A 19,106-nucleotide genomic window follows, 5' to 3' on the forward strand; every position below is an offset into this window, starting at 1 on the left:
TACTGTTAGTTGTCGTCTAGTTATGGTTATGTGATTTATGAACACCACTGGTTTTGAGGCGCTTAGCCAATATATTGATTTGCTGCTGGATGCCATTTGCGTAGTGGACAAAGCCGGACGTTTTGAATTTGTCAGTGCCGGCGCTGAACGCGTTTTCGGTTATACGCCGCAAGAAATGCTTGGTAGACAGATGTTGGAGTTGGTTCACCCAGAGGACCGGGCGCGGACTATTCAAGCGGCTAATGACGTTAATGCCGGCGCCTTAAAGGTAGATTTTAAAAACCGCTATATCCGTAAAGATGGCCAGATTGTGCATTTGTTGTGGTCGGCACGCTGGTCAGCAGCCGACCAGCGAAGAGTTGCGGTTGCCCGTGATATTACGACCAGCCAGCTGGCCAAGCAACGGCAAGAGGCGTTGTATGCGATTTCTCAAGCTTCATTTTCCAGCGAAGATTTGTCAGAGCTTTACCACAATATCCATCAAATTGTGGCCAACTTAATGCCGTTGCAGCGTTTTGCTATTGTGTTACAAGATAATGTTGATGAACTGTCATTTGCTTATGATGTTAGTGATAACGCGCTATTAGCAGCGCTTTCTGAAGATAGTTTTAGCCAGTTATGCCAGCAGGTTATTGATCATGCTGAAACCATTCTGATTACCCAAGATAACCTTAAAAAGCAGTCGCCAAGCGTTAGATTGCTTGTTAAAGATAAAAATCTTAACTGGCTTGGTGTGGCTTTAAAGTCACACACTGCAGTCATTGGGGCACTGGTATTGGAAAATAACTCGGGTACCGCCGTTTATGCCAGCGCTGAAGTAGAGGTGCTTGAGTTTGTGTCGGTGCAGGTGGCGGTAGCAATAGAGCGCAAGCAAATGTTACAGCGTTTACAACGTAGTGCACTGTATGATCATTTAACCCAGTTACCAAACCGCGAATTGTTTTATGATCGGTTCCAAATAGCCGTGTTGCGGGCACAGCGGGAACAAACTCAGTTTGCGCTGTTATACCTGGATTTAGATAACTTTAAACAAATAAATGACCAGTATGGCCACCGGTTTGGTGATGCGTTATTACAACAAAGCGCCCAGCGCATTCTCAGTTGTCTGCGACAGAGTGATACGGTAGCCCGGTTTGGCGGTGATGAGTTTGTGGTGTTATTGCCTCAAACAACGACTGAAAACTACGTTATGCAGCTAGCAGAAAAGATCCGAAAAGTGCTGAATCAGCCTTTTCAGTTGTCGGAGCAGCTAGTGCAGATAGCTGCCAGCATTGGTATTGCCAGCTATCCGCAACATGGCCAGAGCAAAGATACGTTATTATCTCATGCTGATAACGCCATGTATGCTGCCAAAAAAGCCGGCGGCAACCGCTTGGTTTACAGCGACGGTAACGTGGCTAAATCCTAACCCATAAATCAGAATGCACGTTTAGCGACTCAGGCTTTAGTGCTGTTGTTTAAGGCTTTGGCCCAAACCCTGAAAATAGCTGAGCCATAATTGGCTTAACTTATGGGTAATGAACTCGTCCGGATAGATCCCTTGCTTTGCTGCCGCACTTTTTAAGGTACCTGCCACTAAGAAACTGTTTTTAAGGTGTTGCCGTTGCAGTGTTTTTTCAAAGGCACGGGCAGCTATTTCCTCTGGCATAGCCCAATACAGCTGCTGCCGTTGTTGATCAAGTAGGCGGCAGTGCTGAAAAAATGCACTTTCGCTGTTACCATCAACAGACAAAAATAAGATACTAAATGCCTGATCAAGCAGCGCATTTAACGGGTGTTGACGCAGTGGCATATTCTCTAACCAACAGCGACTGGCAAACCGGTTGGCCGGCGGGCTGTCGGTAAACAGTTTACTGGCAATATAGTGATCAAACGCATGAAACCACTCGTGCGCTAAGCTGCCACCACCGGCATTTTTCGCCAGTGCTAAAATACGCCCCTGTGGCTGATAATGGGCACTCACTCCGGGCCTGCCACCAATACCATAGGTTAACGCTAAGCGGCCATTGAGGGAAATAACCTGCTCAGGTACTTGCAGTAATAGCTGCAAATCGCACAGCGCATCAAAAAAAAGATTAGCAGCTTGTTGTTGTTCGGCAGGCTTGACCCAGCGGCCGATATGAATACTGTTAAAACCGAAAATTTTTACCAGATCGCCAAAGCTGACGTCGGCGCCGCCACGATGTGGCGGGCCATTACGGTAATACTGACGTAGCAGGTGGTTATCGGCCACTAAGTGCTGGCTTAATCTGCCAACATGGCTAATGCCAGTGCTTCGGCTACTTTAATACCATCAATGCCGGCAGATAAAATACCACCTGCATACCCGGCTCCTTCGCCTGCCGGATACAAGCCTTTGATATTAATGCTTTGATAATTTGCCCCCCGTTTAATGCAAATAGGCGAGGAGGTACGTGTTTCTACCCCGGTCAGTAAACCATCGGCTTTAGCAAAGCCTTTGATCTGCCGATCAAACGCCGGAATAGCTTCCCGAATGGCGGCAATGGCAAAGTCAGGCAGTACCTGCGATAAATCCGTCAGGGTAATGCCTGGGGTATAAGACGGTTTTACCTCACCTAAATCGGTTGAGGGTTTACCACTTAAAAAATCACCAATTAACTGCGCCGGCGCGCTGTAATTTTCGCCCCCTACCTTAAATGCCAGTGTCTCTAATTGGCGCTGCAGTTCAATACCCGCTAGCGGGTGCCCCGGATAATCACGTTGGGGGTCAATACCTACCACTATCGCGCTGTTGGCATTACGTTCATGCCGTGAATATTGGCTCATGCCGTTGGTTACAACTCTACCTTGCTCTGAGGCCGCAGCAACAACGGTACCGCCCGGGCACATGCAGAAGCTGTAAACGGTGCGACCATTGTTACAGTGATGCACCAGTTTGTAATCGGCAGCGCCTAAAATGGGGTTGCCGGCATTCGTGCCAAAACGGCATTCATCTATCATAGACTGTTCGTGTTCTATCCTAAAACCAACCGAGAAGGGCTTGGCTTCAACGTAAACACCTTTGTCATACAACATATGAAAGGTATCACGAGCACTGTGGCCCACGGCCAGCACCACATGGTGGCTGTTTAGCCGCTCACCGCTGGCTAAGGTTAAGCCGGTTAGCTGACCGTCTTCGATATGCAAATCATCGACCCGGCTGCTAAACCGAACTTCACCACCAAGTTCGATAATTGTGGCGCGCATTTTTTCGACCATGCCAACCAGTTTATAGGTACCAATATGCGGCTTGCTGACATACATAATTTCGTCGGGCGCTCCGGCAGCCACAAATTCACTCATCACCTTACGGCCATAGTGCTTCGGATCTTTAACCTGGCTGTATAATTTTCCATCAGAGAATGTACCGGCGCCACCTTCACCATATTGTACATTCGACTCCGGATTTAATGCTTTGCCACGCCAGAAACCGAAGGTGTCTTTAGTGCGCTCGCGCACTTCTTTACCGCGTTCTAAAATAATCGGTTTAAAACCCATTTGCGCCAGTAACAGGCCAGCAAACAAACCGCAGGGGCCAAGCCCAATCACGATGGGGCGCTCTGGCAAATGTTCTGGTGCTTGCGCCACAAACTTATAACGGGTGTCGGGTGAGGGTTTAACGTGCTGATCGTTGGCAAAGGCCTGTAGCAAAGCCGCTTCGTTTTCTACTTCCATGTCGAGTGTATAAATAAGTTGAATATCGGATTTTTTACGGGCATCAAAGCCGCGTTTAAACACACTAAAGCTATGCAGTTGCTCAGGTTTTAATTGCAGTTTGCCAAGAATGGCAGCATGAATGGCATGTTCATCGTGGTTTAACGGGAGTTTTATTTCAGTCAGGCGCAGCATACAGTTTCCGTATCGGTGTCATTGCGGCCCGGCAACAGGCCAGCCGCTCACAAGATAGTGGTTATTTTACGCCAAGCCGGCCTGAATGTCCGTAATGGTTTTTGAGGTGTTTGATTTTTGTGGGCACTGCAGTATGATCGCTGGCCTGAAACAATAGGAAATAACGATACTATGGCCTTTGTGGTGCTGGATAATTGTATTAAATGCAAATACACCGACTGTGTGGCGGTATGCCCGGTAGATGCTTTTTTTGAAGGGCCAAATTTTTTGGCGATAGATCCGGCTATTTGCATCGATTGTGCGTTATGCGAACCGGAATGCTCGGCCAATGCCATAGTGCAGGAAGAAAAAGTACCGGCTGCTCAGCAGGGTTTTATCCAGCTAAATGCTGAGCTAGCCCAGTTATGGCCCAATATTCGTGAAGTGAAGGCCGCACCAACTGATGCCGATAAGTGGAATGGCATACCAGATAAACTGGCTTATCTTGAAACGTAAGCAAAACCTGATGCCAAGGCGCTAGTTAGAGTTAGGCTTGTCGTGGTCTATTTTATAAATAAAATAGACGGCGTAAAACAAACATAATCCAATCACGATAGCCAAACCGGTAAACGAAAAAAAGATTACTGGATCGTTAAAAAATTCATACCATAAGTTCATTGTTTTGCCCTCTTGCAAAGTGTATACGCAAAGTGTGGGCCTGAACGCCCGCGCTTAACCTGATACAGATCAAGGTTTGCCCGCACATTTAACCTAGTTGCTGCCAAGTTTGACGCAGATCAAGTATTTGGCTGGCTATTGCCAGATTACTGGCCTGAAGCTGTGCCAGATATAGCTCAATTAATGGTTGTGCTTGTGGGGTGAGAGTGGGGCAATGCTCAATCAGTAATTGCTGTTCCAACTGCTCTAGTGACAGTTCGGCTGCAAGCAATGTTTGTTTTAGTTGCTGCTGCGCTGCTGCGGATAAACTGGTGTGATTACTGTTGCGTCGCAGTGCGCGCAGCGGCTGGGTAAACTGGCGGTTGAAGTGTTCAAGCTTAGCAGAAAGCTGTTGTAGCTGCTTTGCAGTCAGGCTAATCCGTTGTTGTTCAAGATAACACAACAACAGCAATAAATTGATATTGACCCCGAAGCTGTCCTGCCAATCCAGACACCATTGCTGTATCTTGGGGTATAGCGCCAAGCTAAATTGCCACAGCTGCTGTTCAGTTGGTGGGTTAACCATGTTGTTGCCGCCGTTAGCTATTGTGCTGCCAGAACAGCTCGGTTTGCTGTTCCAGTTCATCCTGGGCCATAAACCAGTTCTCTTCAGTGCTGCTTAAGCTGCTACTGGCGCTGGCTTGTTTTGCCAGCAGCGCAGTAAGCTCTGTCTTGCGTTCAGCCTGATAAATATCGGCATCGGCTAGCCATTTTTCAATACTGGCAAGCTCTGTGGTCAGCTGTTCCTGTTGTTGTTCCAACTTTTCTACTTTTTGTTTCAGTGGCCGCAGCAAATTACGCAGCTCTGCTTGCAGCCGTTTCTGATCTTTTCGTACCACGTTATTGCTAGCGGCGCTGTCTACCTGGCTGGCACCGGCATTTTGCCGCGCATCCTGTTGCAGCCACTGATAATAATCAGTTAAATCGCCATCAAAGGGTACGACCTGGCCATTGGCCACTAAATAAAACTCGTCGGTACAACTGCTTAACAGGTGACGGTCGTGCGAGACAATAACGATGGCACCGGCAAATTCCTGTAGTGCCATGACAATGGCTTCGCGCATATCAAGGTCAAGATGGTTGGTGGGTTCATCCAATAATAACAGATTGGGGCGCTGATAAACTATCAGCGCTAATACCAGCCGGGCTTTTTCACCACCGGAAAAGGGACCGCAGGCTTCCAGCGCTTTGTCGCCATAAAAACCAAATCCACCTAAAAAATCACGCAGTTTTTGCTCTGGCACTAATGGATCGAGCCTGACAAGATGTTGCAGTGGTGAGTCTTGCAGACGAAGCGTCTCTAATTGATGCTGGGCAAAATAACCAAGACTCACACCATTGGCATACCACACATCGCCACTCTGCGGCTGCATACTGCCCGCCAGTAATTTGATAAGTGTGGATTTACCGGCGCCATTGCGACCAAGCAAACCTATGCGGCTGCCCGGCAGTAACTGAAATTTTATGTGACTCAGAATTACGTTATCCGCATAACCTGCCTGTACATTATCCATTTTAAGCAGTGGGTTAGGTAAGGCTTTTGGATCTCTGAAACTAAAGTTAAACGGTGAATCAACATGGGCGGGTGCAAGTACGGTCATCCGTTCCAGTGCTTTAATGCGGCTTTGCGCCTGACGAGCCTTGGTAGCCTGAGCTTTAAAGCGGTCAATAAACTGCTGCAGGTGTGCCACTTGCCGTTGCTGTTTATCAAAATTAGACTGATGTTGAGCCAGTTGTTCAGCGCGCTGGCGTTCAAACTGGCTGTAGTTACCTTTGTATAAGGTGAGAGTTTGCCGCTCTATATGCACAATATTGTCGGTGACAGCATCGAGAAAGTCACGGTCGTGACTAATTAACAGCAGCGTGCCCTGATAATTACTGAGGTATTTCTCTAACCACAGTACAGCATCTAAATCGAGGTGGTTAGTGGGTTCATCCAGCAGTAATAATTCAGCAGGTTGCATTAATGCCTTGGCAAGGTTTAAGCGCATGCGCCAGCCACCGGAAAATGATTTAACCGTATGTTGTTGCGCTTCGCCGCTAAAGCCAAGGCCGTCCAGTAAGATACCGGCTTTAGCTTCAGCGCGATAACCGTCCAGCGCTTCAATTTGTAGATGGACAGTGGCTAAATCACTTTCACTGCACTGGCTGCGGACCTTAAGCAGCAATGGAAACAATTTTTCATCACCCTGCAACACGTAATCCATAGCACTGCAATCCAATGCTGGGGTTTCTTGGGCAACCGTTGAGATAATCCAGCGCTCAGGCAGGTTAATATTGCCGGCATCGGCATGAAGTTTCCCCAGCAGCATGGCAAACAGACTGGATTTGCCGCAACCGTTAGCGCCAATTATTCCGACCTTTTGCCCCGGAAATACGGTAAGATCGGCATTGCTAAATAAAGCCTGCGGGCCACGGCGCAGTTCAACCTGTTGTAACTGAATCATGCTTTTACCTGTAATACTGAACTAGGGCGCCAATTTTACGCTATAACCAGCATAAACCAAGGCCTAAGCTAAAATAGCCGCTATTGAAATGAGATCACTATGACTGTTCGGAAAAAAAAACGCTTTATCGCCGGTGCCAGCTGCCCTAAATGTCATGCTATTGATACGATGATGCTGTTTATAGAAAATAATGTTGAAAAGGTAGAATGTGTCAGCTGTGGTCATCAGATGGTGCAGCCAGACCAGCAAGTGACTAAAGCCAGCCGTTCTCAGGAGCAGGTTATTGGGGTTTTTAAGCCCGAATAACGCTACTACCAATTTACTCTGCTGGTTCAAGTCGCCAGGTACTAGTAAGGAACTAGTAGTGAGGCGGCGGCGGTTCCTGCTCTACCGGCCCGTTACCATTATCATCGGGCAGTTGCCGTAGTTTGTCTGCCAGCAACATTACCTGATGTTGCAGCTTTTCTATGCGCTTTTGATGTTCATGCAATTCATTATTTAAGCTATTTACGGTGTCTTCCTGAAAAGCCAGTTTACTTTCCAGTTCAATTAGCTGTTGTTGCAATGTCTCGTTGTCACTCATAATTTATTTCCCATACCTCGGCATAGCCACTGGAGCTTTCGCTGATTATACGTGTTGGGCTTAAGAATGCTACTGCGTGCACCACTGCACCAGCTGGCCGGCTGCCGTCACGTGGCATAACCCGCCAGCGTTGCAGCTCTTTACCATCACTCACTCGCCATAATACAACATTGCGGGTTGGGGCACCTGTTAGCAGGTATTTACCATCAGCACTAAAACGAACCGCACTAAAAACCTGCTGGCGAGCGATAATTTGTAAGGAGCTGATCAGGGCGCCGGTTTGCACATCCCATATACGTGCCATGCTTTGACTGTCGGCGGTAAACGCAAAACGGCCTTGCGGGTCGAGGGCAACGGTGCTTACCCGGCTAGGATGGCTAAAGGTATGAATAATTTGGGCGCTATCGGTGTCCCATAGGTAAGCTTGGTAATCATTACTGCCTGTCAGCGCGTAGCGACCGTTTGGCGATAGCGCAACACTATTTATTTTTTCAGTGTGTCCCAGAAACTCGAGGCGACGGCCTGAGGCTAAAGTAATATGTTGCACAGCACCGTCGCTTTTGCCTATGAGTAAATGGGCGCCGTTGTTTGAAACGGCAATATCGCGAATACTTGATTGGTCTATCTGCCAGAAACCCACGTTTGCGCCATTGTCGGTGCGCCATAAGGCAAAGTTTTGTTGATCGGCACTCAGCACGTGGCTGTTGTCAGGGCTCAGTGCAAGGTTAAATACCAGATTTTCCTGGTCTTGTTGATGCTGCCACTGATACGTCAGTGCATTTTGTTGCAGGTCCCAAAAGGCAATACCATTTTGAACTGAAGAGACAACTGCAAATTTGCCATTGTCAGCTATTTCTGCCGCATAACTGCCCTGAGCAACGTGCTGCCATTGCTGAAGTGCCGTTGTTTCTACTTTTGTACAGGATACGATTAAAAAAACAAGAAAAAACACAGGATATTTCATTGTGGGTGTTAACCTCATTCGCACAAACCGTTAGTATAGATAAGAACCTGACAAATTATTAAAACACACTTTTGCAGCCCGACTGCTAAAAATTGGAGAAATGAATGCGCGTAACAACTAAATTATCATTAATTGCTATAACAGTACTTACTTTAAGCGCCTGTCAGAAAGAACCTCAAGTTGACATACCGGCATTAGATACTGATCAAGCCAAACAAGCTTATAGTTTGGGTGTATCTGCGGGTCGTTACCTGGAAAGTACCGTGCAAGAGTACGACAAAATTGCCGTTGAGTTGAACAGTGATTTAATTTTGCAAGGTGTTAAAGATGGCTTGGCGGGCACTTCAAGTGTCAGTGATGACGAAATTCAGCAACTGTTAGCCACGTTAGATGAGCAGTACCGCGCCAAGCAGGCTGAAATGGCTGCGGCAGAATCAGAAGCGGTGATTACTGCAGGTAAGTCTTATTTAGAGCAAAATGCCACTAAAGAAGGTGTCATGGTAACTGAGTCTGGTTTACAGTACGAAGTTTTGGTAGCAGCAGATGGCCCTAAGCCAGCAGAAACCGATATTGTAAAAGTACATTATACCGGCACACTGACTGACGGCACTAAATTTGACAGCTCATACGACCGTGACGCGCCTGCAGAGTTTCCATTAAATCGGGTTATTCCTGGTTGGACTGAAGGCGTGCAGCTGATGAACGTAGGCTCTAAATTTAAGTTTACAATTCCGTCTGAACTGGCTTACGGCGAGCGTGACATGGGCGTTATTACGCCGCATAGCGTGTTAGTCTTTGAAGTTGAATTGCTGGAAATTGTTGCCGGCGAATAAATTTTTGCTAGCGACCACAACATGTTGTGGTCGCTTACTTATTCGGTATGCAACTTTTAGGCTGATACACCGCTGTCAGTATGTTTAGCATGTAACGTATCAATTAATTCATCTTCCAATTCAAATCGTTCTTCTAATGCTTGTCCAAGATCAGACAATTCATGATCAAAGGCGGCACTGTCACGTGTGCTTAAATGGTCCGCATAAGAGTCGTTAAACGTTAGCGATAGATCAGTTGAAATGGCTATTTTTGGATACATGCTATCAGCGAGTTTTCGGGAATCAGTACCATTTACCGCGCATTGGTCAACAATTCGTTCATACACTTCAAAATGGCCCGCTGATAAATAATCCATGAGTAATTGACAGAATTCACGGACTTTTTCTTGAGAAGGCAATGTATGGCGATCTTTTTCAAAGGGAGGCAAGCCCGCTAGTCGACAATAGCTAACAATAAGCTGCTGGCGTTCGTCAAGCCAGTTATCAATTGCTGTTAACGACCCTCCCCATTTTTGTTGCGCTTGTTGCACACGACGGTACATTGCCTTCTCCTTAAGTGCAGTAAAAGTACTGCAGGCTCTAATTAAAAGAAATTCAGACGAAAGATCAACCATTTTTTTATTGGTCAGCTCAGTATACTCGCCGTATCATAGCAATAGTGAACTGATGTGCAACTGAATAAATCTCGCCGATAAAGGACTTTACCATGATCAAGCACAGTGTAACACTGACTAAACAGAGCCTAGGCTTTTGGTTTATTGTTAATAAAGGCAATGTATATTTAACAGAGGCTGGTAAAATACCAAGAGGAACGCTGGCAAGTTTGCAAGTCGCTGCCGAGCCTGAGCAGATATGCTGGCTTGGTGAGTATCAGCAACAACCCTGCTATTTGTTAGTTGATCATGATCAAGTAGCTGATCAGGCGATGTGGCATTCTGCGCGCAGTTTATTGTCTGAAGATGAACAGCTTTTTCAGTTAGCGGCCAGGGCGCTGCAGGTAGCATTATTTCTGCAAACACACCGTTTTTGCGGTCAATGCGGCAGTGCTATGCATCTGGTGAACTGGGAGCTTGCTGTTCTGTGCAACCGCTGCGGTCATCGCTGCTATCCCCGTATCGCGCCTTGTGTACTGGTAGGGATCACCCGGCCCGGACAAATACTTTTAGCTCGCTCCAGTCGGCATAAAACGGGTTCTTTCTCAATATTGGCAGGTTTTGTTGAATCAGCAGAAACGCTGGAGCAAGCTGCTGTACGGGAAGTAAAAGAAGAAGTGGGAGTAGATATTATTAACTTGAACTACATTGGTAGCCAACCCTGGCCATTTCCGCATTCGTTGATGACAGGTTTTACTGCCGACTATCAACAGGGAGATATTGTGTGTCAGCCGAATGAAATTGAAGAAGCAGCATGGTTTGATTTTAATAACCTTCCGCAAATACCGCCAGTAGAAACATTATCAGGCAGGATTATTCATCATTTGCAGCGTAAAAATGTAAAGTAGAAAAACAGCCAATAAAAAAGCCACAAATGTGGCTTAACGTAGTACTGCGTGGTCCCTTATAAAGGGCTTCTTAATTATAATTCTTCACTAGCGCCTGTATTTTATACCAGATAGTTTATCTACTGACAAGCCCCTGACTGAATAAACCTGAACTGTAGATTAATACTGAATATATAGAGTCTGGCTTTGACAAATGTTAAACTAATGCAGTTTATATTTAAGGCGAATGAATTATGCAATTACAAAACGACCGTTACCTGCGAGCACTTTTAAAGCAGCCAGTTGATCGTACGCCAATTTGGATGATGCGTCAGGCAGGTCGTTATTTGCCTGAGTACCGGGCAACCAGGGCTATAGCTGGCGACTTTATGTCGCTGTGTAAAAATCCTGAGTTGGCATGTGAAGTGACTATGCAACCCCTGCGACGTTACCCACTGGATGCAGCCATATTATTTAGTGATATTTTAACTATTCCTGATGCCATGGGTTTGGGTTTATATTTTGGCGAAGGTGAGGGCCCAAAGTTTCAAAGGCCCGTTCGCGATTTTAAAGATGTTGTTAATCTCCCTATTCCGGATCCCGAACAAGAATTGCGGTATGTGATGGACGCAGTGCGAACTATCAGGCGAGAGCTTAATGGTAGTGTGCCATTAATTGGTTTTTCCGGCAGTCCCTGGACACTGGCAACCTATATGGTCGAAGGTAGTGGCAGTAAAACGTTTAGTATTATTAAGAAGATGATGTATAGCGAGCCTGAAGTGGTGCATATGCTATTAGATAAACTGGCCCAAAGCGTTGTGTTGTATCTGAACGCTCAAATTGCAGCAGGTGCGCAGTCAGTCATGATATTTGATACCTGGGGCGGCATACTGACACCACGGGACTATAAAGAGTTTTCGTTAAGTTATATGCAAACTATTATAAATGGTTTAACTCGTGAAGCCGATGGCCGAAAAGTACCGGTTACCTTATTCACTAAGAATGGCGGCCAATGGCTAGAGGTAATAGCGGCAACAGGCTGTGATGGTGTAGGCTTAGATTGGACTACTGATATTGGTAATGCCCGTGCCAGAATAGGCGATAAAGTGGCTTTACAAGGTAATATGGATCCGTCTCTGTTGTTGGGCTCTCCTGAGCGGATAAGGCAGGAAGTACAGTCTATATTAGACAGTTTTGGACAGGGATCTGGCCATGTGTTTAATCTGGGCCATGGCATTACACCTGATGTTGATCCTGAAAAAGCGGGAATATTTATTGATGCGGTACAGTCATTAAGCCGCACTTACCATCTGGATATCTCAGCCGAATAACAAAGTAATGGCCATCAGATTGATGGCCATTTATCTAATTCATGTCAGCCACTGAAGTTTGATAATCAAGTAGTAAATCCTCGAAATTCGCCACTACCCAATTACGTTTCTGTGCTTCGTTTATAGCTTGTTGTAACATTGCTTCGCCACGGCTTTGTTGACCAAGCTCGATAAAAGCTACGCCTAAAGTTGCTAATAAGTCGGGATGATTCGGATCTATTGCACGTCCTTGTTCCGCCAGGCTAACCGCTTTATTTGGGTTACGTATTTGTGGATCATCTGACATAGCCAGCAAAGAAGCGTAGTCTGCAATGGCCGGCATATATTCCTTCAATGCGGCTAGCTCCAGATAACGCGCGGCTTTGCGTGGATCAAAATTAACATTATTGCTGTCTAGTAATTCTTGAGCTAATAAGTAAGCTGCTTTAGGGCTGCCACCTTCAGCTGCAAGTGCCAGCCAATTAACGGCTTTACTGCGATCTTTGTCGCAACCATTACCAGCAATTAAACATTGCGCTAAACGATACTGGGCCGTTTTATTACCATTTATTGCCGCTTTTTGATACCACTCTAGCGGGTTCTCGGTTTTGACAATATTACTTTCAGCAAGCACGGCATACAAATATTGGTATTCTGCAAATTCAGCACGAGCTGCCGCTGCTATAGCGTCAATATACTCTTGACTTTCCCTGTTAAAACGTCGGGTTTGCGTTCCTTGATTAGCTTTAATTTGAAAGGTATGCGATTGCATTTCAAGGCGCATAGTGTCGCCGTATAAGTCCTGCGGTGGTTCAAATCGCCAATTATTTACGGCTTTTAACACATATTCATTAATGCCATCAATTGGAAATGATGCAATAACCTTAGCATTTTCAACATTACCATCTTCATTAATATCATAGTGCACCACTGCCCACGCTGACACACCACCACGTTCAAAAAAGCTTGGATAATCTGGTTTGCTCTGGTTTATTACCTGCAATTTAACGGCATTACCCACTACAAACCTGTTAGCAATAGGATATAAACTGCCATAAAGCGCATCTTTGCCATATTTGCTGTTGAGTTCAGTAAAAGTATTTTTGCCATCACGGCGTGACTCAAGTTTGCTGCGCAATAATAAATACTGTTTTTCTGCTTCGGGGTGTTGACGCTCGCGAGCGATTAAACTCCAGGCATAAGCTTTGTTAATATCAATGTCGGTGCCTAAACCTTCAGCATAGATGCTGGACACCATAAATTGGGCTTGAAGATGGCCAAGCTCTGCTAGCTTTTCCAATCGAGGTTTCGCTAGTTGGTATTCTTGCTTCTCAAACAGCGATTTTGCGGTAGGAAAATCTGCAAGCGTCTGCCAAGAGAAGCAGATTGCAATCCAAGCCAGGCTAATACGAACTAATGGCATAACGGGTCTCCACGACATTCCCACTAAATATTATTCTTTCATTGAGTTTACAATGAATTATCAGCCAAAACAAAAATAAATATTTTGTTTATTTTCAAGATGTTGCGGCGTAAATTTTTTACTAATTATTAAAAAAGTCTGTTTAGACCGTTAAGAGCAGCTACCCGATACGCTTCGGCCATTGTCGGATAGTTGAAAGTAGTACGCACAAAATAGTTAAGAGTGTTGCCACCGTTAGTTTGCATCATAATTGCTTGACCGATATGGACAATTTCTGCAGCACGCTCTCCAAAACAATGAATGCCCAGAATTTCTAACGTATCACGATGAAATAATAATTTGAGGCTACCCACATTAGTATTCGCTATTTGCGCTCGTGCTAAATGCTTAAACTGTGCTCTGCCTACTTCGTAAGGAATTTTAGCGCTGGTCAGCTCCTGTTCTGTTTTACCAACTGAACTCATTTCCGGAATGGTATAAATACCAACAGGTATTTCCGCAATTAAATGAACGTCAAGATTGCCTTTAACAATGGCCTCACCGGCTAACCGGCCTTGATCATAGGCGGCACTGGCTAAGCTTGGATAACCAATTACATCGCCGACAGCGTAAATATTGTCTATGCTGGTTTGATAATGGGTATTCACTTTTATTAAACCACGACCATCTGCTTCTAAACCTATTGCATCAAAATTAAGCATTTCGGTATTGCCAGTGCGACCATTAGCGAACAAGAAGCAGTCGGCTTTCATTTTTTTACCAGACTTCAAGTTCAATACTACGCCGTCTGCTGTCCCTTCGATTCGTTCAAACTCTTCGCCATGACGAATAGTCATGCCTGAATTCCAAAAATGGTAACTTAGCGAGTCTGACACCTCTGCGTCCATAAAGGAGAGAAGCCGATCCCGGGTATTAACTAAATCAACACGCACACCCAGGCCGCGGAATATCGATGCGTATTCACAACCTATAACACCGGCGCCATAAATAATAATATGTTTTGGGTCATGAGCCAGTGATAAAATAGTGTCACTGTCATAGATGCGTGAATGGTTAAAATTAACTTCGGGCGGACGATAAGGTCGTGAACCGGTGGCTATAACAATGGTTTCAGCGCTTAGCGTGTAGCAGCTGCCATCTTCAGCCGTAACCTCCAGAGTATGGTTATCAATAAAACGTGCTTCACCCTGATGAATTTTAACCACATTCCGGTCGTAAAAACCGGCTCTGAGCTTTACCTGCTTGCGGATAACGCCTGCGGCATGCTTTAGAATTTGTGAGAAAGTCAGGTGTGTATGTTGTTCGTCTAGCTGAAATAGTGGGTTCTCATTAAACTCTATTAGTCGGCTCACCGAGTGACGTAATGCTTTAGAAGGAATTGTACCCCAATGGGTACAGCCACCACCCACTGACTTATAACGCTCAATGGCTGCAACTCGTTTACCGCTTTTTGCCAGATACATCGCTGCCCCTTCGCCGCCAGGGCCGGTGCCAATAATTATCGCGTCATAATCATAAGTTATATTTTTGTTTTTTTCGGTCACTAGCGCAATCCTGCTTGATAAAACCCGTCATTTTCCAGCATAGCAGTTCTTAGTAACAAAAAAAGAGGCCGCAGCCTCTTTTTAAAGATTAATGAAATGCTGCGGTTAGCCTTTGCCAATGTTGCTGTTGTTGTTGCAGGTGAAATTTAAACTCACGATAGCGCTGTTTAAATGCTGCAGTTTGACACTGTTCTATCAAGGCCTGTTTTTTCTGCACCATAAATTGTTTTTTTAACTGATAGTAATCTTGAATTCTGGCTAGCAATAATTCGTATTCACGCTCAAGCATTTGTAAAAGTTGCTCAGCATTAGGTAGCAGCTGTGCTTTTTCTTTGGCCCGCTGCAATTGCATTTTTATTTTTGCAATCGCTATTCTCTCTTCAGGCACCGTGCGTAAATTTCGGGTTAACCCAATAAAACTGGCAGATTTAATTAACCACTTCGTTGGGTCAAATTGCCACCATCTGATGCCATTACGATAATCGTATTCAAATATGTGGTGGTAATTATGATAACCTTCACCATAAGTCAAAAAGGCCAGCAAACCATTATCACGCGCCGAATTGCTGTCTGTGTAAGGTTGCTTACCCCAGATATGAGCTAAAGAATTTATAAAGAAAGTAAAGTGATGGCTTAAGACTAGTCTTAGTACCCCAACGCTTAAAATCATACCCAGCATATTACCGCTTAACCAGCCCAAAAACAGTGGAATGCCAAAGTTGGTTGCTATGGCTAATAATAAATAGTGTTTGTGTTGCCATGCCAAAATATGGTTTTTTTGCAAATCACGAACATTAGCGTAGTCGTTGTATACCTCGCCCTGGTAATCACGAAGCATCCAGCCGATATGACTGTACCAAAAACCACGCCCAGCAGAGTAGGGGTCTTTGTCGTTGTTATCAACATGGCGATGATGGTCCCGATGATCAGAAGCCCAGTGTAATGCACTATTTTGCAATGCAAAGGCGCCACCGATGGCGAAAACCCATTGTAAAATAGGATGAGCATCGTAGGTTTTGTGCGCCCACAACCGATGATAGCCCGCGGTAATAGACATACCACAGTAGCCAAGCGCTAAAATTGTAGCAATAATCTCAAACCAGCCAAATCCTACTGCAATGGCGTACCAGGGTACGGCGACGGCTGCTACAAGAAATGTCAGGCTAAATAAGATTGTCGTTGACCAAATAATAGGTGCTTTTTTCATATTAGGGTACTTTGAGCTTACAACTGTAAGCCAATTTAACTAGCCAGCAGCGTTAGGTCAAGGTATAAAATAGCTATTTTATCGATAGGATGTGCCGTGAGCAGAGCGCAACAAAAAGAACGAACTCGTAAGGCTATAATAGAAGCTGCTTTTTCTCAGTTGAGTGCAGAAAAAAGTTTCGCCAGTTTAAGTTTGCGAGAAGTAGCGCGAGAAGCGGGGATCGCCCCAACTTCGTTTTATCGTCACTTTGCTGATATGGATGAATTAGGTTTAACGCTGGTAGACGAAGCGGGTTTAATGTTACGCCAGTTAATGCGGCAGGCCCGGCAGAGAATTGAAAAAAACGGCAGTGTTATTAGCACTTCGATAGAGACCTTTATGGAGTTTGTCACCGGAAACAGTAATGTATTCCGTTTATTATTACGCGAGCGTTCCGGTACTTCTGCTGCTTTTCGAGCTGCGGTGGCCCGCGAAATTCAGCATTTCTCCGCAGAGCTTGCCCATTACCTCCGAAAAGAAACGGCCTGTCCCGACGACTTGGCACAGTTGCAGGCAGAGGCAATGGTAACGTTGGTGTTTCATACTGGTGCTGATGCACTTGATGCACCACCAGAGCAATATGCCAAACTCAGCAACCGTACTATTATGCAATTACGCTGGCTGGCACATGGTGCTGCCAGTTATGGTAGGCATAAGCTGAAAGATTGACGTTTTTGCAGCCAAACTCCGGTTTCTACATGATGGCTATAGGGGAATTGATCAAACAAGGCTGTTTTAACAATACAGTGTGTTTCATTAAGGGTCTGCAGGTTGTCAGCCAATGTTTCAGGATTGCATGAAATATAAATAATATCATTAAAACGACTGATCAGCTTAATAGTATCCGTATCTAAACCGGCGCGCGGTGGGTCGACTAAAACCGTATTAAGTGCCATATTTGCCAGCTCGATCTGCTTGAGCGCAGTGCTGTTAAATAGCGTTTTCGCTACATCTTCAGCAGACATTTGCAGTACCTGAACATTCATAATATTATTCAGTGCAATATTATATTGTGCTGATTTAATCGATGTACGTGAAATTTCTGTTGCGACAACCTGGTCAAAATAGCTAGCCAGTGCTAGAGAGAAATTTGCATTACCACAATATAACTCTAATAAGTCGCCACTGAGTTGCCGTGCAATGCTGGCTGTCCAGTTTAGCATATGCTGGTTAACCCCGGCGTTGGGTTGAGTAAAGCTGCCTTCTACTTGTTGGTAAGCTAGTGTTTTACCGTCAACAGTAAAGTGTTCAGTAACATAGTCATCTTGTAATACTACTTTTTGTTTACGGGCGCGACCGATAACTTTTATTGGCCATTCTGGCAGTAAGTCTGCAATTAATGCAGTGGCAGCGTCTTGCCAGCTCTGATCGAGTTGTCGTTTGTAAATTAAGCTGACGAGTAGTTCACCTGATATAGTAGCCAGATAATCTACCTGATACAGTTTATAACGCAGAGCGTGATTATACTGAATTTTATTGAGTAACACCGGCATGAAATCGGCAATTATCCGACATGCTATCGGGAAATAATCGATTCGTACTTTTTGTTTAGTATCTGGGTCAAACATCGCATGATAAATATCATCACCGTCATGCCATATGCGAAACTCAGCTCGTTGCCGAAAGTGGCTTGCTTCAGAGCGAAACACCTCGATGTCTGGTTTGATATAGACCGCAAGTAATTGTTGTAACCGTGTCTGTTTGTTGATTAATTGGGTGTCGTACTCGGCGGGAAATACCTGACCTATTGGCATAATCATCTCTGCTTAAAATAAAGAGGAGTATTTTATGTTTTTTTGCTAATGCCGCCAACCTAAGTGAGCTCTAGTTAACAGGTATTGAACTAAAAGTGTAAATAAAAGCCGACTAAGCGCCGACTTTTATTTATTAGCTATTAAATATTTCAAAGCTTACTCAGCACTGTCTTCCTCTTGACGTTCTTTTGCCTCACGAACTTTTAACGTTCTTTCCTGAAACTCGAAGTCATTAAGTTTGCTGATCATCTTAGCGGCATCTTTAGCGGCTACTTCAACAAAACCGAACCCACGCCGCCGGCCCGTTTGTCGATCTTTCATTAAGCGAACATTTTTAACGGTACCACAGCTTTCAAATAATTCTTTTACGGCTTCTTCATTGGCACGATACGGTAGGTTGCCAACATATAATGTTGCACTGTCACCGCTAAATTCTTTTGTGCTAGAGTTGGTATTAACAGTGGCGCCTTTAACATCGACTAAAATGGGCACCAGTATTCCCGCAAGTAAAATGCCAATTACAACAGACAAAGCCTGATCAAAATCTAAAGTAAAGAATGCAAAAACAAAAACCAGCACAGCTAATGCCAGTGTGTAAGCTAGTGAAGCACGTAAAGTTGGTAACATAATCAATTCCTAAAGACAGAAGATAAAATACACATACAGTTTATACAGCAATTCCATCTTAACGGTTAGATCTTAAGCAGCCAACAGAAAAAATTCCAAACTTACAAAAAAGCTGTAATAAATTTAAGCGAAAAGTGTGATTTATAGGCAGTTAGCATCAAAATTAATAAAATAGTCATATAACTGCTTGCAGCTAGCAATAAACACCCTATAATGCGCGCCATGCCAAGGGGTACTGCGGGTTGGGTACGCTGGGTGAGATAAGCCGGGTAGCAAAAATCTTCTAAAAAGACGCTTGACACTGAGGTTTAAATCACTAAAATGGCGCCCTCGCTTGAAGGTAGCAACGA

20 protein-coding genes are annotated in these 19,106 nt (G+C 44.9%); 7 read left to right on the plus strand and 13 right to left on the minus strand.

Annotated features, from left to right (window positions below; genetic code table 11):
• Window positions 1–37 precede the first annotated feature (37 nt).
• Complete coding sequence (locus VT06_RS11590) at window positions 38–1,408, plus strand: diguanylate cyclase domain-containing protein (protein ID WP_046554465.1); 1,371 nt, start codon at window positions 38–40, stop codon at window positions 1,406–1,408.
• A 36-nt stretch (window positions 1,409–1,444) separates the two neighbouring features.
• Here the strand turns inward: VT06_RS11590 and VT06_RS11595 are convergent, their stop codons facing one another.
• On the minus strand, window positions 1,445–2,233 hold the full coding sequence (locus tag VT06_RS11595; protein WP_046554466.1) for a CLCA_X family protein: 789 nt from the start codon (window positions 2,231–2,233) through the stop codon (window positions 1,445–1,447).
• Window positions 2,234–2,244: 11 nt separating this feature from the next.
• Complete coding sequence (locus VT06_RS11600) at window positions 2,245–3,849, minus strand: NAD(P)/FAD-dependent oxidoreductase (protein ID WP_046554467.1); 1,605 nt, start codon at window positions 3,847–3,849, stop codon at window positions 2,245–2,247.
• Window positions 3,850–4,020: 171 nt separating this feature from the next.
• On the opposite strand from VT06_RS11600, the gene fdxA reads away from it, so the two are divergent.
• On the plus strand, window positions 4,021–4,344 hold the full coding sequence (gene fdxA / locus VT06_RS11605) for a ferredoxin FdxA (RefSeq protein WP_046554493.1): 324 nt from the start codon (window positions 4,021–4,023) through the stop codon (window positions 4,342–4,344).
• Window positions 4,345–4,365: 21 nt separating this feature from the next.
• On the opposite strand, the gene VT06_RS18740 is transcribed toward fdxA, so the two are convergent.
• From VT06_RS18740 to abc-f, 3 genes are all read right to left on the minus strand, one after another.
• Entirely contained in the window at window positions 4,366–4,506 is a 141-nt protein-coding gene (locus VT06_RS18740; RefSeq protein ID WP_082122508.1) for a DUF3149 domain-containing protein, read from the minus strand.
• 88 nt (window positions 4,507–4,594) lie between these two features.
• Window positions 4,595–5,071 (minus strand): TIGR02444 family protein, encoded by a 477-nt coding sequence (locus tag VT06_RS11610; protein WP_046554494.1) that lies wholly within the window; start codon window positions 5,069–5,071, stop codon window positions 4,595–4,597.
• Between the two features lie 13 nt (window positions 5,072–5,084).
• A complete protein-coding gene (gene abc-f / locus VT06_RS11615; protein WP_046554468.1) occupies window positions 5,085–6,992 on the minus strand; it encodes a ribosomal protection-like ABC-F family protein in 1,908 nt (635 codons plus the stop codon).
• Window positions 6,993–7,091: 99 nt separating this feature from the next.
• Between abc-f and VT06_RS11620 the strand changes: the two genes are divergently transcribed.
• The gene (locus tag VT06_RS11620) at window positions 7,092–7,298 is read left to right on the plus strand and encodes a YheV family putative zinc ribbon protein (RefSeq protein WP_046554469.1); all 207 of its coding nucleotides are present in this window, start codon (window positions 7,092–7,094) and stop codon (window positions 7,296–7,298) included.
• Window positions 7,299–7,350: 52 nt separating this feature from the next.
• On the opposite strand, the gene VT06_RS11625 is transcribed toward VT06_RS11620, so the two are convergent.
• Together VT06_RS11625 and VT06_RS11630 are read right to left on the minus strand one after the other, a co-directional pair.
• Window positions 7,351–7,575 carry a SlyX family protein gene (locus tag VT06_RS11625; protein ID WP_046554470.1) on the minus strand — a complete coding sequence of 75 codons (225 nt, stop codon included), beginning with the start codon at window positions 7,573–7,575 and terminating at the stop codon, window positions 7,351–7,353.
• A complete protein-coding gene (locus VT06_RS11630) occupies window positions 7,568–8,539 on the minus strand; it encodes a WD40 repeat domain-containing protein (protein WP_046554471.1) in 972 nt (323 codons plus the stop codon). The genes VT06_RS11625 and VT06_RS11630 overlap by 8 nt, the downstream gene beginning before the upstream one ends.
• Before the next feature lie 104 nt (window positions 8,540–8,643).
• Here VT06_RS11630 and VT06_RS11635 point away from each other — a divergent pair, with 104 nt between their 5' ends.
• Window positions 8,644–9,372 carry an FKBP-type peptidyl-prolyl cis-trans isomerase gene (locus VT06_RS11635; RefSeq protein WP_046554472.1) on the plus strand — a complete coding sequence of 243 codons (729 nt, stop codon included), beginning with the start codon at window positions 8,644–8,646 and terminating at the stop codon, window positions 9,370–9,372.
• 56 nt (window positions 9,373–9,428) lie between these two features.
• On the opposite strand, the gene VT06_RS11640 is transcribed toward VT06_RS11635, so the two are convergent.
• Window positions 9,429–9,914: an Rsd/AlgQ family anti-sigma factor gene (locus VT06_RS11640; RefSeq protein WP_046554473.1), complete on the minus strand. Its 486-nt coding sequence runs from the start codon at window positions 9,912–9,914 to the stop codon at window positions 9,429–9,431.
• 164 nt (window positions 9,915–10,078) lie between these two features.
• On the opposite strand from VT06_RS11640, the gene nudC reads away from it, so the two are divergent.
• Both nudC and hemE read left to right on the plus strand, forming a co-directional pair.
• Window positions 10,079–10,873, plus strand: coding sequence for an NAD(+) diphosphatase (gene nudC, locus VT06_RS11645; RefSeq protein ID WP_046554474.1), 795 nt, complete (start codon window positions 10,079–10,081; stop codon window positions 10,871–10,873).
• A gap of 233 nt (window positions 10,874–11,106) precedes the next feature.
• Complete coding sequence (gene hemE, locus VT06_RS11650) at window positions 11,107–12,183, plus strand: uroporphyrinogen decarboxylase (RefSeq protein WP_046554475.1); 1,077 nt, start codon at window positions 11,107–11,109, stop codon at window positions 12,181–12,183.
• A gap of 34 nt (window positions 12,184–12,217) precedes the next feature.
• Here hemE and VT06_RS11655 read toward each other — a convergent pair whose 3' ends face one another.
• From VT06_RS11655 to VT06_RS11665, 3 genes are all read right to left on the minus strand, one after another.
• Complete coding sequence (locus VT06_RS11655; RefSeq protein ID WP_046554476.1) at window positions 12,218–13,585, minus strand: TonB family protein; 1,368 nt, start codon at window positions 13,583–13,585, stop codon at window positions 12,218–12,220.
• Window positions 13,586–13,713: 128 nt separating this feature from the next.
• Window positions 13,714–15,129 (minus strand): Si-specific NAD(P)(+) transhydrogenase, encoded by a 1,416-nt coding sequence (sthA, locus tag VT06_RS11660; RefSeq protein ID WP_200897968.1) that lies wholly within the window; start codon window positions 15,127–15,129, stop codon window positions 13,714–13,716.
• A gap of 88 nt (window positions 15,130–15,217) precedes the next feature.
• Window positions 15,218–16,336: a fatty acid desaturase gene (locus VT06_RS11665; RefSeq protein ID WP_046554477.1), complete on the minus strand. Its 1,119-nt coding sequence runs from the start codon at window positions 16,334–16,336 to the stop codon at window positions 15,218–15,220.
• Window positions 16,337–16,432: 96 nt separating this feature from the next.
• Here VT06_RS11665 and fabR point away from each other — a divergent pair, with 96 nt between their 5' ends.
• Window positions 16,433–17,044 (plus strand): HTH-type transcriptional repressor FabR, encoded by a 612-nt coding sequence (fabR, locus tag VT06_RS11670; protein WP_046554478.1) that lies wholly within the window; start codon window positions 16,433–16,435, stop codon window positions 17,042–17,044.
• On the opposite strand, the gene trmA is transcribed toward fabR, so the two are convergent.
• Together trmA and VT06_RS11680 are read right to left on the minus strand one after the other, a co-directional pair.
• Entirely contained in the window at window positions 17,017–18,129 is a 1,113-nt protein-coding gene (gene trmA / locus VT06_RS11675) for a tRNA (uridine(54)-C5)-methyltransferase TrmA (protein WP_046554496.1), read from the minus strand. The two genes, fabR and trmA, sit on opposite strands and share 28 nt — an antisense overlap.
• Before the next feature lie 156 nt (window positions 18,130–18,285).
• Window positions 18,286–18,756 carry an RNA-binding protein gene (locus VT06_RS11680; protein ID WP_046554479.1) on the minus strand — a complete coding sequence of 157 codons (471 nt, stop codon included), beginning with the start codon at window positions 18,754–18,756 and terminating at the stop codon, window positions 18,286–18,288.
• Between the last annotated feature and the right edge of the window lie 350 nt (window positions 18,757–19,106).

The sequence above is a fragment of the Arsukibacterium sp. MJ3 genome, from assembly GCF_000987765.1.
Classification (GTDB): domain Bacteria; phylum Pseudomonadota; class Gammaproteobacteria; order Enterobacterales; family Alteromonadaceae; genus Alishewanella.

Coding starts and splice junctions, on each gene's coding strand:
- VT06_RS11590 (WP_046554465.1), top strand. CDS start 38: ATGAACACCACTGGTTTTGAGGCGCTTAGCCAATATATTGATTTGCTG.
- VT06_RS11600 (WP_046554467.1), bottom strand. CDS start 3,849: ATGCTGCGCCTGACTGAAATAAAACTCCCGTTAAACCACGATGAACAT.
- fdxA (WP_046554493.1), top strand. CDS start 4,021: ATGGCCTTTGTGGTGCTGGATAATTGTATTAAATGCAAATACACCGAC.
- VT06_RS18740 (WP_082122508.1), bottom strand. CDS start 4,506: ATGAACTTATGGTATGAATTTTTTAACGATCCAGTAATCTTTTTTTCG.
- VT06_RS11610 (WP_046554494.1), bottom strand. CDS start 5,071: ATGGTTAACCCACCAACTGAACAGCAGCTGTGGCAATTTAGCTTGGCG.
- abc-f (WP_046554468.1), bottom strand. CDS start 6,992: ATGATTCAGTTACAACAGGTTGAACTGCGCCGTGGCCCGCAGGCTTTA.
- VT06_RS11620 (WP_046554469.1), top strand. CDS start 7,092: ATGACTGTTCGGAAAAAAAAACGCTTTATCGCCGGTGCCAGCTGCCCT.
- VT06_RS11625 (WP_046554470.1), bottom strand. CDS start 7,575: ATGAGTGACAACGAGACATTGCAACAACAGCTAATTGAACTGGAAAGT.
- VT06_RS11630 (WP_046554471.1), bottom strand. CDS start 8,539: ATGAAATATCCTGTGTTTTTTCTTGTTTTTTTAATCGTATCCTGTACA.
- VT06_RS11635 (WP_046554472.1), top strand. CDS start 8,644: ATGCGCGTAACAACTAAATTATCATTAATTGCTATAACAGTACTTACT.
- VT06_RS11640 (WP_046554473.1), bottom strand. CDS start 9,914: ATGTACCGTCGTGTGCAACAAGCGCAACAAAAATGGGGAGGGTCGTTA.
- nudC (WP_046554474.1), top strand. CDS start 10,079: ATGATCAAGCACAGTGTAACACTGACTAAACAGAGCCTAGGCTTTTGG.
- hemE (WP_046554475.1), top strand. CDS start 11,107: ATGCAATTACAAAACGACCGTTACCTGCGAGCACTTTTAAAGCAGCCA.
- VT06_RS11655 (WP_046554476.1), bottom strand. CDS start 13,585: ATGCCATTAGTTCGTATTAGCCTGGCTTGGATTGCAATCTGCTTCTCT.
- VT06_RS11665 (WP_046554477.1), bottom strand. CDS start 16,336: ATGAAAAAAGCACCTATTATTTGGTCAACGACAATCTTATTTAGCCTG.
- trmA (WP_046554496.1), bottom strand. CDS start 18,129: ATGCCAATAGGTCAGGTATTTCCCGCCGAGTACGACACCCAATTAATC.
- VT06_RS11680 (WP_046554479.1), bottom strand. CDS start 18,756: ATGTTACCAACTTTACGTGCTTCACTAGCTTACACACTGGCATTAGCT.